At 47.0% G+C, this 17,927-nt stretch carries 12 protein-coding genes; 8 read left to right on the top strand and 4 right to left on the bottom strand.

Annotation, left to right across the window (positions count from 1 at the left end):
• Positions 1–45: 45 nt before the first annotated feature.
• Positions 46–1,017 (bottom strand): FecR family protein, encoded by a 972-nt coding sequence (locus CI960_RS06250; RefSeq protein ID WP_005858119.1) that lies wholly within the window; start codon positions 1,015–1,017, stop codon positions 46–48.
• A gap of 323 nt (positions 1,018–1,340) precedes the next feature.
• Between CI960_RS06250 and CI960_RS06240 the strand changes: the two genes are divergently transcribed.
• Complete coding sequence (locus CI960_RS06240; protein ID WP_005858123.1) at positions 1,341–1,961, top strand: HU family DNA-binding protein; 621 nt, start codon at positions 1,341–1,343, stop codon at positions 1,959–1,961.
• Positions 1,962–2,016: 55 nt separating this feature from the next.
• On the opposite strand, the gene CI960_RS06235 is transcribed toward CI960_RS06240, so the two are convergent.
• Entirely contained in the window at positions 2,017–2,559 is a 543-nt protein-coding gene (locus CI960_RS06235) for an RNA polymerase sigma-70 factor (RefSeq protein ID WP_005858125.1), read from the bottom strand.
• Positions 2,560–2,669: 110 nt separating this feature from the next.
• On the opposite strand from CI960_RS06235, the gene CI960_RS06230 reads away from it, so the two are divergent.
• The 5 genes from CI960_RS06230 (at position 2,670) to CI960_RS06210 (ending at position 12,729) form a co-directional block, all read left to right on the top strand.
• Positions 2,670–3,683 carry a FecR family protein gene (locus CI960_RS06230; protein ID WP_005858127.1) on the top strand — a complete coding sequence of 338 codons (1,014 nt, stop codon included), beginning with the start codon at positions 2,670–2,672 and terminating at the stop codon, positions 3,681–3,683.
• A gap of 191 nt (positions 3,684–3,874) precedes the next feature.
• Complete coding sequence (locus CI960_RS06225) at positions 3,875–7,282, top strand: TonB-dependent receptor (protein ID WP_005858129.1); 3,408 nt, start codon at positions 3,875–3,877, stop codon at positions 7,280–7,282.
• Positions 7,283–7,309: 27 nt separating this feature from the next.
• Entirely contained in the window at positions 7,310–8,956 is a 1,647-nt protein-coding gene (locus tag CI960_RS06220) for a RagB/SusD family nutrient uptake outer membrane protein (RefSeq protein ID WP_009017136.1), read from the top strand.
• A 123-nt stretch (positions 8,957–9,079) separates the two neighbouring features.
• Entirely contained in the window at positions 9,080–10,903 is a 1,824-nt protein-coding gene (locus CI960_RS06215) for a DUF4091 domain-containing protein (RefSeq protein ID WP_005858133.1), read from the top strand.
• A gap of 23 nt (positions 10,904–10,926) precedes the next feature.
• Positions 10,927–12,729 (top strand): DUF5107 domain-containing protein, encoded by a 1,803-nt coding sequence (locus tag CI960_RS06210; RefSeq protein WP_036628811.1) that lies wholly within the window; start codon positions 10,927–10,929, stop codon positions 12,727–12,729.
• 14 nt (positions 12,730–12,743) lie between these two features.
• On the opposite strand, the gene CI960_RS06205 is transcribed toward CI960_RS06210, so the two are convergent.
• On the bottom strand, positions 12,744–13,322 hold the full coding sequence (locus CI960_RS06205) for an RNA polymerase sigma-70 factor (protein ID WP_005858137.1): 579 nt from the start codon (positions 13,320–13,322) through the stop codon (positions 12,744–12,746).
• Positions 13,323–13,510: 188 nt separating this feature from the next.
• On the opposite strand from CI960_RS06205, the gene CI960_RS06200 reads away from it, so the two are divergent.
• Both CI960_RS06200 and CI960_RS06195 read left to right on the top strand, forming a co-directional pair.
• Complete coding sequence (locus tag CI960_RS06200; protein WP_005858139.1) at positions 13,511–15,604, top strand: DNA topoisomerase 3; 2,094 nt, start codon at positions 13,511–13,513, stop codon at positions 15,602–15,604.
• Between the two features lie 3 nt (positions 15,605–15,607).
• Complete coding sequence (locus CI960_RS06195) at positions 15,608–16,099, top strand: NUDIX domain-containing protein (protein WP_005858141.1); 492 nt, start codon at positions 15,608–15,610, stop codon at positions 16,097–16,099.
• Between the two features lie 322 nt (positions 16,100–16,421).
• On the opposite strand, the gene CI960_RS06190 is transcribed toward CI960_RS06195, so the two are convergent.
• A complete protein-coding gene (locus CI960_RS06190; RefSeq protein ID WP_005858143.1) occupies positions 16,422–17,804 on the bottom strand; it encodes a DUF1080 domain-containing protein in 1,383 nt (460 codons plus the stop codon).
• Between the last annotated feature and the right edge of the window lie 123 nt (positions 17,805–17,927).

Genomic DNA, 17,927 nt, shown 5'->3' with positions numbered 1-17,927 from the left:
AAGAACTGTTAACAAGCATATCTTTTAGAATTTAACGTTAGACACTCATTTATCTCCCTTTATATATAGTTCATATTCATTGTCTTTCTCTCTGTATTTAATGGGCGACGTATTGCTCAGCATAAACAGGATTCGCTCCAAGGATTCATCCCGTACCTTAAACGTAAACCGATATTTTTCCGCTATCTCCTTCGGGCATTTTATCTTCCGCCCGAACCAAGGCTCCAGACGGGTAAGGATCATGCTCAAGCGTTCGTTCTCAAAACTGAGGACACCGTTACGCCAACCCGAATACTCTTCGGCATTAACCGTCTTAACTCTAACGGTATTCGCTTGTTTGTCGAAAACCAACATCTCGTTCGGATTCAATATCACCTCACGCCTGTTCTTCACATTGGGACCTCCCAAGCCAATCTTCACCTTACCGTTTAACAGGATCGTCTCCAATTTGCTCTCGGAGTCATAATTGAAAACCTCGAAGGCCGTGCCCAAGGCCGTTACATCCATGTTCTTGGTATGCACGGTAAATGGTCTTTCCCGATCTTTCGCCACGTCGAAGAAGGCTTGCCCTTTTAATTCCACATCACGGGTCTTGCCATCGAAACTCTTTGGGTAGATCAATTGGCTATTAGGCCCCATTCTCACGGTCGTACCGTCCGATAAGGAAACCGACTCTATGCAACGGACACCGGAGGCCATTACATATATATATTGATCTTCTTTCGTATGAGACCAATAAACTACGCTTCCTACACCTAAAAGTAGCAATATGGAGGCGGCTATCGCCGTAATCTTATAGACCCAGAGTTTACGGACACCGTTTGTCGCCATTGTCCGGGCTATGATTCGTTCCCACATGCGATTCCCCACCACGGGATTCACGCGATCCGCAGCCTCGTCCCATTGGGAACGCATACGCTCTTCCACTTTTGGGTCACACAGCAAACGTTGCCGATCTTTCTCATCCAGAGCATCCCGCATCAACTTCTTCAATATCGTTCTCGTATCTTCGCTCATGTTTATTATTCTTGTTCTATTTATAAATACACGCCATGTTTTCCTTCCCCCTATTGGGTGATAAAAAAATTTCACTTAGGTATACAAGAAATATAACGGATCTTCCTTGCTTTCCATCCTTATATTTCCGTCCTTTGTATTCAATGAAATTGGTTGCCGACGGTGTCGGCAGTATTTCCGACGCCGTCAGCAATATTTCCGACAGCGTCAGCAGCATTGCCGAGGGCGTCGGCAACCGATTTCATCAAATAGAAACGCCAAAGAGATAAACGTTAAATCTCCGAGGCATCCTATACATTATCCATTTAAATAACGAGAAAATCATGGGAAAACCAAGAAGTGGCATCCAAGTCAGTATTTATAATACACCGGGCAATGAACAATGCGGGCCAACATCCTGCGCACGAGTCATCACCAGAGATACCAAACGCATGAACGATATATGTGAGTATATTTCCGAATGCTCATCCGTCACCTCCGCCGACATAAAAGGTGTATTGGAGGCGCTTACTTCCTATATCGGCAGGGAATTATCCTATGGGTACAGCGTGGAACTGGAAGGATTGGGACATTTCTCGCCATCGGTAAAAAGCAAAGAAGTAACGGACCAGAAAGGAAATACTAAATCAAGCGCTAGCATACACGGCGTTAACTTCCGCTGCTCTCCCCGACTGAAGGAGATGGTAAAAAAGAACGCCCCCATCTTGGTTAAACGGGAAAATCTGCCCAAAACGGGAATCGAGGGAAGGAAGGCTAAGATGTTATCTTATCTAGAAAGAAACTCATATATAAATCTCACCGATTACGCCGGCTTGAACAATTGTACCCGCTACCGTGCGAGCGAGGATATCAAGCAATTTATCAAGGATAACGTAATAGCCAGCGTAGGATATCGAACACACCGGATTTATGTGCTGCCTGAAAAAGAAGACGGGCAAAACTAAAACTTAAGACGCAGTGGCACTTCCGGACTCTACAAATACGTGACCTAGGAAAGCGCTAGATAAACCAGATAAGTAACATGATATTTTTCTTCAAGAACTTCAAGGCTTCGCTGATTTGGTTCTCAACGGTCTTCTCGGAAATATTGAGTTGGAAGGCTATCTCTTTATAGCTTTTATGCTCCTTCCGGCTTAGATTAAAGATAACCCGGCGTCTTTCCGGCAATTCCTCTATCAAATGATCGATATACTCCCCCAAGTTATAGGCGGTGATCTCTTCCTCTAAATCGTAAGAGGTATCCATAGCGGACAAGACCGTCATTTTATAAAAGTCCTCGTTCACGTTCTTCCGGTGATGATTAAAGATCAAGTTGCGGGTGATGATAAACAGAAGCCCCTTGAAGTTATCATCCTCCCGGATGAATTCCCTCGACTCCCAGACCTTGATAAACACCTCTTGTACCACATCCTCGGCTACATCCCGATTATTCAAATAAAGCCCACAGAAATGATAAACCTTTTCCCAATATTGTTTATACAACATCGAAAAAGCCTCCCTATCTCCTTCTTTCAACGACTTTATAATTTGTCTCTCTTCCATTTAGCATCACATATCGTTTCGCGAAGATAATAAAATCATATACTAATAAAAGTTAATGATATCCCAGTTCTCCCGGACTTCTTTGTACTATTAATATAGCACGAGAAATAATGGAAGAACAAAACAAATATATAAGCGATTTATTAATCCGATATGTAAATGGACTCTATACACGGAACGATATAGAGACCTTGCGGAAGTTAGCCTCATCCATAACCGAGCGAGCAGAATTAGAAAGCGAAATGGACCGGGTCTGGAACGAGGCGCAAGACTTACCTCAATCCGATTCCCATAATCATCTGCTTTATAAGAAGGAGGCGCAAGACCTGTTGGATAAGACACGTAAAAGAGAAAGAAGAATCTCCCTATCCACTTTCATCAAGTATGCGGCGAGCATAGCGATTATCGTTTCCATCGGATTCGGAGCGAAACTATACCTAAATCATTCAGCGAAGCAGCATACATCTGCCAGCGACCATCTCCTAACGGAAATAAGCGTCAATCATGGCGAACATAAGCAAGTCACCCTTCCCGATGGCACGGTCGTTCATCTAAACGCCGGTACCGTCATGCGATACCCAACGGAATTTACCTCTGACATCCGTTTGGTAGAAATGGAAGGAGAAGCTTTTTTCAATGTCATGAGAGACGAGGGCAAGCCCTTCATCGTCCGTACCCGGCAAGCCGACGTAAAAGTACTCGGAACCTCTTTCAACGTAAAAGCCTATCAAGAGGATGAGTTGATGGCCGTCAGCGTTCGGACCGGAAAAGTTGAGGTGGATATGCCCGAAAGCGTAATGCGCCTATTACCGAACGAGCAGATAATCGTGAATAACACAAATGGAGAGATTCTTAAAAAGAACGAGGACGCCCAAAAAGTAACGGCTTGGCTGCAAGGCGGCCTTTATTTCAACCGGACACCTATCAGTAGCGTTATACACGATTTGGAGCGGATGTATAATCAAGAGATCGTACTCGATCCGAATGTCGTATTCGACGATTACATCTATGGCGAGCACGACAATAAAAGTCTGGAAGCCGTACTGAACGCAATTCAATATTCAACCGGCATCCGATACCGGAAAGAAGAAAGTCGGATCGTGTTATATAAAACGAGTCATTAACCTTAAAATCGATTTGCCCATGAAAGATACGACATAAGCTTAGCCACATAAAAAAGGGAAACCGACCTCTGACCTTCGATCTCCCTTTATCTTTCCCGATATGTACACCCTTGGATTGGACCCCCTTGGAGATTACATAAATCGGACTGTTTTTAAAAGTGTATAAAAACAACCTTTAAACATACAAAATTATGAACTTTCCAACTATTACTAGGAATAATTGGATGTGTTGTTCTATTATTTTAGTTTTTTTAGCGTTAGGCTCCCCTGAACCTCTGCAAGCGCAAGAAAATCAGAAAGAAAGAATAACAATTCAAGTCAAAAACCAACCCATACAGAAAGTCTTTGATGATTTGTCGAAGCAGACAGGATTAAAATTTTTCTATGGAGAAGCCATCGCGAACCGGAACGTACAGGTTAACCTAAAGTTCAAAAACGCTCCCGTCAACAGCGTATTGAACGAGATCACCCGGCAAGCCAATCTTTATTTTAAGCGGGAGAATAACACGATAGCCGTCAGTCTCGGAAACGCGGGCAACGCCTCCGTTCCGGTGACGCAAGACCGAAAAGTGACCGGTATCATTACAGATGAACGGGGCGAACCGATCATCGGAGCGAATGTCGTGGTAAAAGGTACGTCAAATGGTACAGTTACCGACCTGAACGGTCAGTACAGCATCGAGGCGAACGGTAAATCGATCCTACTCATATCCTACATCGGCTATTTATCGGAAGAAGTGGCCGTAGGCAACAACAAAACCCTCAATATCCAGCTAAAGGAAGACACCCAGAAGCTTGATGAGGTAGTCGTGATCGGTTACGGAACACAGAAACGAAGCAATCTTTCCGGAGCGATCTCGAAAATATCCTCCGAGGTAATCGACTCTAAGCCGGTTACAAATGTCCTGTCCGCCTTGCAAGGAGAAATTCCCGGTATGGTCGTTCAGCGAACATCCGGACAACCGGGTAACGAGGAATTCGACTTGAACGTGCGTGGCGCCTCCTCCACGAACGGAGGGAATACCCCGCTAGTCTTGGTCGACGGAATCCCCGGGGATATGAATATGATCAACCCGCAGGATATCGAGGCTATATCGGTATTGAAAGATGCCTCAGCCTCCATATATGGTTCCCGTGCCGCCGGAGGTGTTGTATTAATCACGACTAAGAAAGGAAAGAGCGGAGCACCGAAACTTACTTACAACGGGAACTTGGCGATCACGAAAATGACCGGAATCATGAAAGCCCCGACAAATTATGAGATGGCGATTATGGATAACGAGGCGAACATACACAACGGTGCCGCCCCACTCTATACCCAAGAGCTTCTGGATCGCATCTTAGCGAACGATCCGAACCCTATCGACCATCCCACCCAACCCGGCTGGAAGCTCTTTTTCACGAACACGGACTGGATGGACGAGTTGCTGACCAATGGCGTACAACATCGCCATAACCTAACAATCTCCGGTGGAGGCGAGAAGTCTAACTATTACCTATCCGCCGGCTACAGCAAACAATTTGGCGTGGTAAAATATGCAGACGATAATAATACCAAATACAATCTGCGTATGAATTATGATTATCGATTGGCAAAGTGGCTAAAATTAGAGACAAAGGTATCTTTGGATAACCAGAAACGTACGGACATAGGAAGTAATGGCGCTTGGGTGATCGGCGAGGCGATGTTTGATATGCCGAACTTCCCGATCTATAACGCCAACGGAGAGTTCTTCACGCAAGGAGGCTGGAGCAACGCGATAGCGCTGGCCAAGGAAAGCGAGACCGCCACGTTCAATACCCGGGAGATGAACGGTAACTTTAGATTGATCGCCGATATCACGGACGGACTCGTGTTTAACGCTCAAGTGGGCTTAAACTACAAAAACAAGAATAACGAGGATATAGCGAAAGCCATCCCGCTCTATACATGGGACGGTGACATCAATTATTATACGGGAGCAGGTAGTCCCGAACAATCCGCTGTAGATCGTACGACCGAGGAAACCATCTATCAAAATTATACGGCTTACTTGAATTATAATAAGAACTTCGGACTGGATCATCATTTAGATGCCATGTTAGGTATGGCTTATGAGGCAGAAGAGGTCCGTATGTTCATGGCACGCCGAGATAATTTCATCACAGACGAATTATGGGAACTCAACCTTGGTGGCACCGGAAATATGAAGAACGACGCCAAAGCTGAACATTGGGCGACAAGCTCTGCTTTCGCCCGTATCGGATACAGCTTCAAGAATAAGTATATCTTGGAGACAAACTTCCGCTACGATGGTTCCTCCCGCTTCGCCCCGGGTAACCGTTGGAGAATGTTCCCCGGCGTATCCGCTAGCTGGCGTATCTCTCAAGAGGAATTCCTAAAGAGCTCTAAGGTATTCAACGAATTGAAACTAAGAGCTTCTTACGGACAAACAGGTAATCAAGAAGGTATTCGTCTATACGATTATATCCAGTTGCTAAAATTCAGGGACGACGGTTGGGGAACTAAATTGACCTATCCTTTCGGCAGCGGTTCACAAACACAAGCGATGGGGCTGGATGTCTTAGCCGGCGTAAATCGCACATGGGAGATCTTGGAGAATATCAACGCAGGTATTGATGCCGCTTTCTTAGACTCCCGCTTAGGATTCTCTTTCGACTACTTCGTGAAGATGAACAATAATATGTTGATCCCCGTAACTTATCCCAGTATGCTAGGGGCAACTCCCCCGGATACGAACTCGGGCAAATTGCGTACGAATGGCTTCGAGCTTACCTTAAACTGGACGGACAAAATCGGTAATGTCGAATATTCCGCACAATTCCAATTGAGCGACGCTAAGAACAAGCTCGTGGAATACGGAGGCTCGGACACTTATGAGCTAGGCTTGAACAAGACGAGAGAAGGATATCCCATCAACTCCTATTTCGCCTATGTATATGATGGCGTAGTCAAGGACCAAGCGGATCTGGACGCTTACAAGAAGCTGGAAGGCGTACCCTCTAATATCGGTATCGGCGATGCCAAATTCAAGGATCTGAACGGCGATGGGAAAATCTCCACTTACGGTGATAAGGAAGGGGACGACGGCGACGCTAAGTATGTCGGCTCAACCACTCCCCGATATACATTCGGATTAAACTTGGGTGCCAAGTGGAACAACTTTGATATCAGCGTATTCTTCCAAGGAGTCGCTAAACGCACCTTGTTCCGTGAAGGTGAGTTCTCCATGCCTTGGAGCGACTGGTGGAGATATCCGCCTCAGTTCTATTATGGGCAAACCTGGAATGAGGATCGTCAAGACGCATATTATCCTCGTCTGACCCACGGCGATATCAGGCATTGGAACTACCAAGCGTCTACGATGCAAAAGATCAACGCCGCTTACGTACGCCTAAAGAACATCCAGATCGGATATACCCTGCCGAAAAGCTTATTGCAGAAGATCGGTATCGAGCGGACCCGTTTTTATGTAAGCGGACAAGACTTATTCGAGATACACGGGGTAAAAGGCGGTTGGGACCCAGAGTCTGACACCGGAGGTTTCAACTATCCGTTCCAACGTTACTACTCATTTGGTATCGACTTGACTTTCTAAGGTTTTCTATTTAATAAAACGAATATTATGAAACGATTCAATATAATTATCACGTTATCCGCCACCTTAGGACTATTCAGTTGTGAGCTGGATAAAATGCCAATGGATCAAGTGTCGGACGCTGTATTCTGGCAAAAGCCGGCCGACTTTGAATTGGCCGCCAACGATTTCTATTTTGGGCTCCAAGAGGTCTCCCAATATATAGACATGAACTCGGATATCGCCTTTGGTTCCGGCACGAACGATGTCAGCGACGGTTCCTATCTGGCCCCGGTCAACTCGGATGATTGGGACAACCCATGGAAATTTGTCCAATCTACCTCTTATTTGCTTAAGAAAGCGGAGGAATCCGGTTTGTCGGACGAAGAGATCGGACGTTGGAAAGCAGAAGCGCATTTCTTCCGTGCCTACAACTATTGGAAATTGGTGAAAACTTATGGAGGAGTACCCAAGATAGACATCCCGTTAAATACCTCCTCGGAGGAACTTTACACACCTCGTTCCAGCCAACAGGAGATCATCGATTTTATTATCGAGGACTTGGATAAGGCCATTCCTCTCCTTCCGAAGCAAAGCGGACTGACCGCTGAGGAATTAGGACGTACCACGCAAGGGGCGGCATTAGCTCTCAAGGCCCGTGCGGCCTTGTTCGAAGGAACTTGGCAAAAATACCACGGGATGGCGGACGCAGGCAAATACCTCGACCTAGCTATCCAAGCGGCCCAAGCCATTGTCGATTCCAAGGAGTATGAACTATATCGCGAGAAAGGAGAACTCAGTTACAAATATCTTCATATCCTAGAAGGCGACGACAGCAAGGAAGTCTTGTTGGCAAGACGGTATTACAAATTGAGAGCGACTCATAACTGGACCCGGGAACTATTATTAGGTGCCATGGTACCGACAAAGAACCTTGCGGACGTATACCTTTGTACCGATGGTTTACCTATCGATAAATCCAAGTTGTTCAAAGGATTCCAAACCCAGACAAGCGAATTTGAGAACCGGGATTCCCGGATGGCGCAAACGTTTGTCGTACCCGGTAGCGAGATATTCTCGGAAGGGGGCGGATGGGCAACCGTAGAGCCGGGATTCATCGGTAACAATTCTACCCGGACCGGATACATGATCCGCAAGTTTATGGATGAAACGCTTGATGCCGTACAATTCATTGGGGAATACGATTTCAAGGAATTCCGTTACGGAGAGGTCCTATTAATCTTGGCCGAGGCTTTATACGAGAAGAACGGACAGATCACGGACGAGCAATTAGACCTGACCATTAATGACCTGCGAAACCGGGCGAATATGCCTCGCTTGACCAATGCGTTTGTAGCTACGAACGGACTGAATATGCAGGAAGAGATCCGGCGTGAGAGAACCGTGGAACTGGCATTCGAAGGATATCGCCGGGACGACCTACGTCGTTGGGGCACGGCGGAAACGGTTCTTCCCCTTGCGATCCGTGGCGTGAAATTCGTGGGTACGGAGTATCAACAGAAATTCCCGGAGTTGGTGATCGGGCAGGATATACAGGTGGATAGCGATGGCTTTATCATCGCCCAACCCGCATCCGCCCGCAAGTTCCAGACACCGAAGCATTGGCTATCCCCGATCCCTTTGCAACAGGTACAATTGTCGAAAGGAACCTTGGAACAGAATCCGGGCTGGTAAGGGTTTTTCCAAGAATAAGCGACTATATATATGAGGGTAGGCCCTACCTATACGAGAAGGGAGGGCCTACCTATCTGGGAGGGGAATCCCATTTAAATATGAATTATCTTAAATTTTTATAGCATGAAGAAATACTTTTTAGCGATAGCTAGTTTTTTTATTTATTCTCATATCAGTCTAGGCCAAGTGTATCCGGGGCAGATGGATTCCACGTTTGTCCCTGTACGGAGTCATCACTATGACCCGGAGTTAACATTTGATTTTTGCGTGAATGAACCCGCTTGGAGCAATCAGGCGGGTATCCATTCCGCCTTCGGATCAACCGACCGGCTTTATTTCCGGAAGGAAGTACCCGTAAACCATGACAACGATTTATCATCTTCCTACTCTACGACCGTTTGGAGGGGGGAAAGAGCGAATGCCCAGATATTGGTATGGTCGTCAGAAGCGTTGGAACAAGTACGTGTCTCTACGCAAGACTTGAGGAGCGCCGAGGGAAACATCATCCCGAAAGATCGGATTACCTTCGAGTTGGTGCGTTACGTATTGTCCAATTATCCGTATGCCGAGAAAAAAGCCATCTGCGGGGAATCTCCCTACAAATCCGGCTTCTTGATGCCAGACCGTTTCGAGACGCTGGACCGCTTCGATCTCCCTTCCCAAACCACCCGTCCGGTATGGATGATGGTGGATGTGCCGAGAGGAACCGTTCCCGGCACGTATAAAGGACAGGTGGAGGTGCGGGCGAAAGGCAAGGCTCCTCAACTATTGAATCTGGAGATCGTGGTGCAAAACCAGTTGCTCCCCTATCCGAAAGACTGGAAATACCGTCTGGACCTATGGCAGAACCCATGGGCCGTGGCATGGTACAATCACGTGGAACCGTGGTCACCAGAACATAAGATGCTTCTCAAGCAGCATTTGAAGCATTATGCCGACGCAGGTGGTACCTACATCACGACTTATGGAGTACATTCTCCTTGGTCCGATAACTCCTATATGATCGAGGGGGGCATGATCGAGTGGATCAAGAAAGCAGACGGCACATGGGCCTTCGACTACAAGATCTTCGACGAGTACGTAGAATTAGCAATGGAATGTGGCATCGACGAGGCAATCACCCTCTATACCCCGATTCCTTGGGGATTCCGTCACCGCTATAAGGACGAGGCTACGGGCGATTATTCTTATATCAACTGGGCGCCAAGCTCAGAGGAATTCAAGAAGATGTGGAATATCTTCCTCACGGATTTCAAGTTCCACCTGGAAGCTAAAAGCTGGTTGGACATCACCTATATCGGAATCAACGAGAATCCGATGGAAGAGACCTTAGCGGCTATCAATGTCGTACGTAACCATGATAAATGCTGGAAGATCACTTACGCCGGCAATTGGCATAAGGAATTGGACGGACTGCTGGACGATTATTCTTTCCTTTACGGAGAGGAACCTACCATCGCCGAGCAAAAGGCACGGGCCGCCACCGGACGCACGTCCACCGTATACGTATGCTGTAACCCGCCGATCCCGAACAACTTCGTGTTCTCACCTCCTATCGAGGGACGTTGGATCAGTTGGTATGTAATGGCGTATGGGTACGACGGCTTCTTGCGATGGGCTTACGACGCTTGGCCGGAAGATGCCGATCGCGACGCACGTCATGGCTCTTGGGCAGCAGGCGATTGCTACATGGTATATCCGGGAGGCAAAAGTTGCATCCGCTTCGAGAAAATGAGAGAAGGTATCGTGGATTTCGAGAAGGTCCGTATCTTACGGGAACTGACCGCCCAATCGGGTAACGCTCAAGCTCAAGGCTTATTGAAGCAGCTAGACCAACATTTGTCTATCTTCCCGAAAGAGAAAGAGTTCGATGAGAACAAGATCTCGGCGGATGTACGTAAGGGTAACCTCATCATCCGTCAACTGTCCGATCTTTTGGCGAAATAATGGGCTTATATAGCAGGAAAGACATGAAAGCATATCGTTTAATCCTATCACTCATGGCAAGCGTAGCCGCAGGGCCGGCCTTCTCGCAAACAACACCTGTTGTTTGCGAGAAGTTCGACCAGATACAGCTGACGCACGTATTGACGCCCACCGGCCCGCTACCGACCGCCTTGGACCCGAATGGCGTATACCCCTATATGAGTTATAGCGAGACCTCAAATCGTCCGGTGCCTAAAAGGTACCGGATGATCTCGCTAGAAAACGAGAAAGTCAAGGCTATCATCTGCCCCGATCTTTGCGGGAAAGTAATATCCCTCACTCACAAGGGGAGCGGCAAGGAGGTCTTGTACAGGCCGGACGTAATCAAATACACACGGATATTACCCCGTTTCTATTTCGTGGCCGGGGGGATCGAGGTCAGTTTCCCGATCTCCCACTCTCCCACGCAAAATGAGCCGGTGCTTTATCAGATCGATCATACGGGAGACCGCACATATGTAACATGCGGAGAACGGGAATCTCATTACGGTATGCAATGGTCTGTAGAATATTCCTTAGGAGATAAAGACGAATGCCTTACCCAAAGGGTTGTTTACTACAACCCGGGAAAGCAAGCCTATCCATGGATGTCATGGTCCAACGCCGCCCTTCCTTGCGCACCGGATACCCAATACGATTTCCCGAACGGGACCGTATTATCCCATGCCTCCACGTTGGACACGATCGACTGGAAAACGGAAGGAATCCATCATGAACGGGATATCAAAGAGATGACCGGCTACTTCTGGAAAACGAAAGACGTGAATGCTTTCGGGGCCTACACTCCCTCCTTGGGCAGCGGGCTCTATCATATCGCCGACGAATCCAGTACGCCCGGTATCAAGCTATGGAGTTATGGCGTAGCCGGCGACAAGGAATGGTCTATGCTCAGTACCCCCGACCGGCAGCCTTACGTAGAAATCCAAGGTGGCCCGATCAGCGACCAATCTATCAAGCTCGAATTGCGTCCCGGCGAGAAAAAGAATCACGTAGAATATTGGATACCGACAGATCATCCTTTGGATATCTATTCCTTAAAGGTTCCGGCATTAAGGCTTCGCCCGATCGATCGCATCCCGCTATTCGACTGGGCCCGGAAGAATGAATCTTCCATCTGGATCGCCTTAGCCGATGCCTATAAGAATAAGTCCACGCTTCCCGCCGCCCCCTATCCGGAAGACGGGCAGTGGGCTCCATCCGGCATGGAAGATCTGGACGATGCTTTTCGTTGGGCGATCCAAATATCTCCCCGGCCGGAACGGGATTATTGGCAATTCCACTATGGGACTTGGTTGGCTGGAAGAGAACGTGTAGAGGAGGCGATCGAACAACTATCCATTCCGGATATCGATCTGGCGAAAGCTTTATTGGCAAGGCTATATGTTCGTCGGCAGGCGTGGGAAAAGGCGAGAGATACTTACGCCGCTATCCCCGAGACCTCGTGGTTGAACCTACATCCCCAGTTGGTTATCGAGCGGGATAAAGTATTAAAGAAGTTTGGAACAGAGGCTTTACCGGAACGGCAAAAATGGCTGGATAAGATAAACGCGTCCTCTGATGAATGGGTGGTCGAGCGAAAGGTACAGCTACTGATTGATAAGAAGCAATATCAAGAAGCCAAGGATTTATTACTATCCACCCATTTCCAGAAAGTGCATCAAACTTACACCCGTACGGGACTTTGGGAACAGATCAACGAAGGCTTGGGCCTCTCCCCGCAACCTGTACCGGAACAACTCGGCGAGGATCGCTTAGCCCGGTTCGGTGCCTATCGGGAATATGAATAAAGGGAGGTGTGTTTTTAGAGCAGTAGCTTCATATAAGTCTCCGCATATTTAGCCAGAAACGCCCGGATCACTTTCAAGGCCGTAGAGATATGTTGTTGTACCGTATATACCGAGATACCCAAACTGTCGGCTATCTCCTTATGGGATTTCATATCTTTACGGCTCATATCAAAAACCCTTTTTTGTTGTGGGGTCAACGTTTCAAGCGCCTTATCCAACAATGCGTTTAAATCCGTATCCAATACCGAGTCCTCCGTCTCGTTCGTGCTATCCAATGAGGCGGACCGTATCTTATCCCTCAGCTCCAACTCACGATCCAGTCCCGCCAACAGGTTTAAGATCCGATTTTTCACGATCGTATACACATACGGGCCAAAAGGTACATTCGGGTTCAAGAAACGGCGATTCTGCCAAATAGAGGCGAAAGCATCCTGAAAAACATCTTCCGCCATATCCCGGGATTTAAGGAATTTCAAGGAAAACCACATCAAGCGGTCCTTATACAGGGCATATAATTCACAAAAGGCCGACTCGTCCCCTTCTAGCAAGTCCGCCACAAGCCTTCTTTCTTTCTCTGAATCAATGTCTGCCATTCAACTTATTCTCCCACTTCGATTACATAGGTTCAAATGTATGCAAAATTCCCAAAGGTAAAAACAAATTGAACCAAAATCAGCAACTCCATCATACAGCTTTATAAACTCACGATAACAAACATCTTTGCTCATTCGGAAATAATCATGTATTTTTGTCTGTTCATTTAAGAAAGGATGATGTATTGATGAAAGTTTGTATCGCCGAAAAGCCGAGTGTGGCCCGGGAAATCGCGGAAGTATTAGGGGCAACCCAACGAATGAATGGGTATATCGAAGGAAACGGATATCAGGTAACTTGGACATTCGGGCATTTGTGTACCCTGAAAGAACCGCATGAATACGCGGAGAACTGGAAACGCTGGAGTCTGGGGTCACTACCTATGATCCCTCCCCGGTTCGGTATCAAACTAATCGAGAATCCTACGTATGAGCAACAATTCAAGGTAATCGAGAGCCTGATGCAAAATGCCGAGATGGTCATCAACTGCGGTGATGCCGGCCAAGAGGGAGAGCTGATCCAACGCTGGGTCATGCAAAAGGCAGGTTGTAAATGCCCCGTCTACCGCCTTTGGATCTCCTCGCTTACAGAGGAGGCGATTCGGGAAGGTTTCCAAAAACTCAAAGAACAGACGGAATTCAATAAGTTATATGAGGCCGGACTATCCCGTGCCATCGGCGACTGGTTGCTGGGGATGAACGCCACCCGCCTTTATACCTTGCGCTACGGGCAGAACCGGCAGGTATTATCGATCGGCCGTGTGCAAACCCCAACGCTCGCCTTGATCGTAAACCGGCAAGCCGAGATCGACAATTTCAAGCCGGAACCCTATTGGGAATTAAAGACCATTTACAGGAATACGACTTTCTCCGCCACGAAAGGTAAGTTCACGAAGAAAGAGGAAGGCGAGGCTTTTCTGGAGAAGGTAAAGGAACAGGATTTTACTGTTACCAGTATCACCGAGAAGAAAGGGAAGGAATTCGCCCCTCGCCTATTCGACTTGACCTCGTTGCAGGTGGAATGTAATAAGAAATTCGCGTTTACGGCGGACGATACGCTAAAGTTGATCCAATCGCTCTACGAGAAGAAGGTGACAACCTACCCGCGTGTCGACACGACTTTCCTTAGTGATGATATCTATCCGAAAGTTCCCAATACCTTGAAAGGGCTGGTGGATTATACGGAGCTTACCGCTCCTTTGATGAATCAGAAATTGCCGAAGAGCAAGAAAGTGTTTGATAACTCGAAGGTTACCGATCACCATGCGATCATCCCTACCGGAGTCCCCGCCCGCAATCTTACGGATACGGAACGGAAGGTGTACGATTTGGTAGCCCGTCGTTTTATTGCCGCCTTTTATCCGGATTGCGAGATATCGACCACTACGGTCTTGGGTCAAGTGGATAAGGTAGAATTCAAGGTGACTGGAAAGCAAATCCTCAAACCGGGTTGGCGTGTCGTATTCGGAGCCGAGCAGAAAGATCCGGAGGCTGAACCTACCGAGGAAGAAGGCGTATTGCCCGATTTCGTGAAAGGAGAAAGCGGCCCGCATAAACCGATCTTGAAAGAGACTTGGACCCAGCCTCCGAAACCTTATACAGAAGCTACTTTATTGCGGGCGATGGAAACCGCCGGTAAATTAGTGGATAATGACGAGCTGCGGGATGCCTTAAAGGAAAACGGCATCGGCCGTCCTTCTACCCGTGCGGCGATCATCGAGACTTTATTTAAGCGTAATTATATACGAAAGGAACGTAAGAATCTTTATCCCACCGCTACCGGCGCAGAATTGATCGGCACGATCCATGAGGAACTGCTGAAAAGCGCAGAGTTGACGGGGCTTTGGGAAAAGAAACTACGCCAGATTGAACGAGGGACTTATGAGGCCCGTACTTTTCTGGATGAGTTGAAGCAGATGGTAAACGAGGTCGTCATAAACGTCCTTTCCGACCAAACCCGGCGAACGATTACGATTGAGGATACGTCTAAAGCAGCTAAAGAAACTCCCAAAGACGAACCCAAGGAGAAAAAGGAAAAGAAACCTCGTAAGCCTCGTGCCAAGAAAGAGAAAGCAGAGGCTACTCCCGAATTGGAGCTTCCATCAACGGATAAGCCCGTTTGCCCCATCTGTCACAAAGGCTCTATCCTCCGGGGCAAAACCGCTTATGGCTGCTCTGAATACAAGAATGGATGTACGTTCCGCTTGGATTACGCTACGTATGGAAATAATTTAACGGATGAGGAGTTAGGTACGGTTATCAGTAAATTAAAGTCTATTTAAAATATGAGAACAGAATGGTTTCCTCTGGTAAACGAGGAAGGTGAGACGATCGGAAAGGCTACTCGCAAGGAATGTCATAGCGGAAGTAAGTTGCTGCATCCCGTAATCCATTTACATATCTTTAATAAGGATGGAGATCTATATCTCCAAAAACGTTCCATGAACAAGGATATACAACCGGGAAAATGGGACACGGCCGTAGGTGGGCATATTGATTATGGAGAAAGCGTGGAAGAGGCCCTGCGCCGTGAGGTTCGTGAGGAATTGGGCATTACCAATTTTACGCCTGTCTTCATCAAACGTTATATATTCGAGTCTTCCATAGAGAAGGAATTGGTAAACAGCTTCCGGACCACTTACGATGGCCCCATCACCCCCGATCCCGAGGAACTGGACGGAGGACGTTTCTGGCCGATCGAGGAGATCAAAGAGAATCTGGGAAAAGGCGCATTCACCCCGAATTTCGAAAAGGAATTCACCGCTATTTTCCTATAGGATAAAAACGCTACACTTCAGCTAGAATAGTTATTCAAGAGCCTGTTTATTCTTCGTAAGATACAGTTACATTCCACAAACTACGGCGTGAATCGTACAGACCACAGCATGGTTTGTATAATTCACGTCGTGGTTTGTGGAATGTAACTATATATGATTATCTTTATATATAGTAAATAAGATGTTTTGTCCTATAGTAATCGACCTATTATATTATAACTGTAACTCCATATGTATCTTACCTCGAAACCTAACAATCTTTGCCTAAAGCACTAATACCTCTACCTTAAATCTAATGTTTGTTCAGACCTTAAAACTAATCTTATATATTAATGTGTGGTTTATACATATCTTGCGCCGTCAAACCGCATTCCTTTTTCATACGGATGCAATAATCGAGCGTTCCTACCTCCGGCGTGATATTGTTGGAACCGAACGTGAACTTTACACCCGCGGCTTTCGCTTTCTGAATGATCGCTTTATTCGGAATATGATAAAGCTCGTTTATCTCCAAAGCCTTTCCGCTTTTTGCCAAGGCATTCACGAAACGGTCGATACGCTCTTCTGTCCAAAACATATCATATCGGTCACTCATCGCATCGGGAAGGAAACAGGAATTCACGTACATATCGACCGGCTCTTCCAAGACAGAACAGATACGGTCCAACATCATATCCATATATGCTTGCTCATCATCGATAATCACTTCCTTGTTTACCCATAGGTGCGTACGCCGCCCCTTATGATCCAGAAACGTCATGGCATCGGTAAACACATAGTCAAAGCTGTTGCGGGCCGCCTCCGAAAAGGTTGTTACCCACTCACGTCCTTCCGCTTGCATAGCCAAGATAAAGGGTTGGGTACGCATGGTATCCAGATAATTATACAACTCCGTATCGTTCGTGATCGAGAAGCCGATGCCACAATTGATAGCCAAGCCATAATTAACACCCGTCTGGCGTGACTGCCGTGCGGCTACTTCCTTCGTCAATCCACCTTTTAAATGAACATGATAATCAAGCACGGGGAAGTCCTCTTGGTGCAAACGAATAATCTCGTCCGTCTGCTCATCCACGGCATTCGCCCATTGAGCGGGAATGTCTATTCCTTTCGCGCTAAACGCCTCTAACGAGATATTCTTAAACTGAAGATTTCCACGTCCCGTACCCACCAGCGAGATAGTACCTTGGGATAACAATGCTTTAGCGTTCTCCTTCAAACGGAAAGGTTTGGAAGGCTCTATATATTCTACGACAGTCTCACCATTAATCCGCACCCGGACAAGCTGTCCTTCTACCCGGATATTCATCTTGAACCATTCGTTCTCTTTCACGAAACTCTTCGTCAGGTTCCGGACCGACACCAAGCTACCCGTCATCCGCCACCAAACCGGATCTTCCCGATCGTTGTTCAAGGCGATACGATATCCTTTACGATCCGTAGCGTCCGTATGGATACCAATATAACCTTTGCCACCGGTCGTGGTACGTACATCCATATCTAACTCGAAGTTCGTATAGCCTTTGCCATCGTTCAACAAAGCACGGGCGTTGGAACCGGCCAACGTAAAGACATCATTTTGTATGACCACGACGCCGGATGTCTTCCATGCGTTGTGATCGACCGTATCGGATACGTTCTCTTTCGTAAATCCCGTGAACACCAAACAGGCGATCACGACGGCAATCATTAATTTAATCTTCATGGCATCTCTTTTTAAAAGTTATGCCGCAAATGTATCCGGGAATAAGAAGCAAAAAGAAGATTGATATAAAAATGTAGACAGTATGATCCGCTATCCTATTAAATACAAATCAGTTAATAAAGA

Origin of the sequence: Parabacteroides sp. CT06 (genome assembly GCF_002257605.1) — a bacterium.
GTDB lineage: Bacteria > Bacteroidota > Bacteroidia > Bacteroidales > Tannerellaceae > Parabacteroides > Parabacteroides distasonis.
This window is presented reverse-complemented; position numbering and strand designations above follow the sequence as displayed.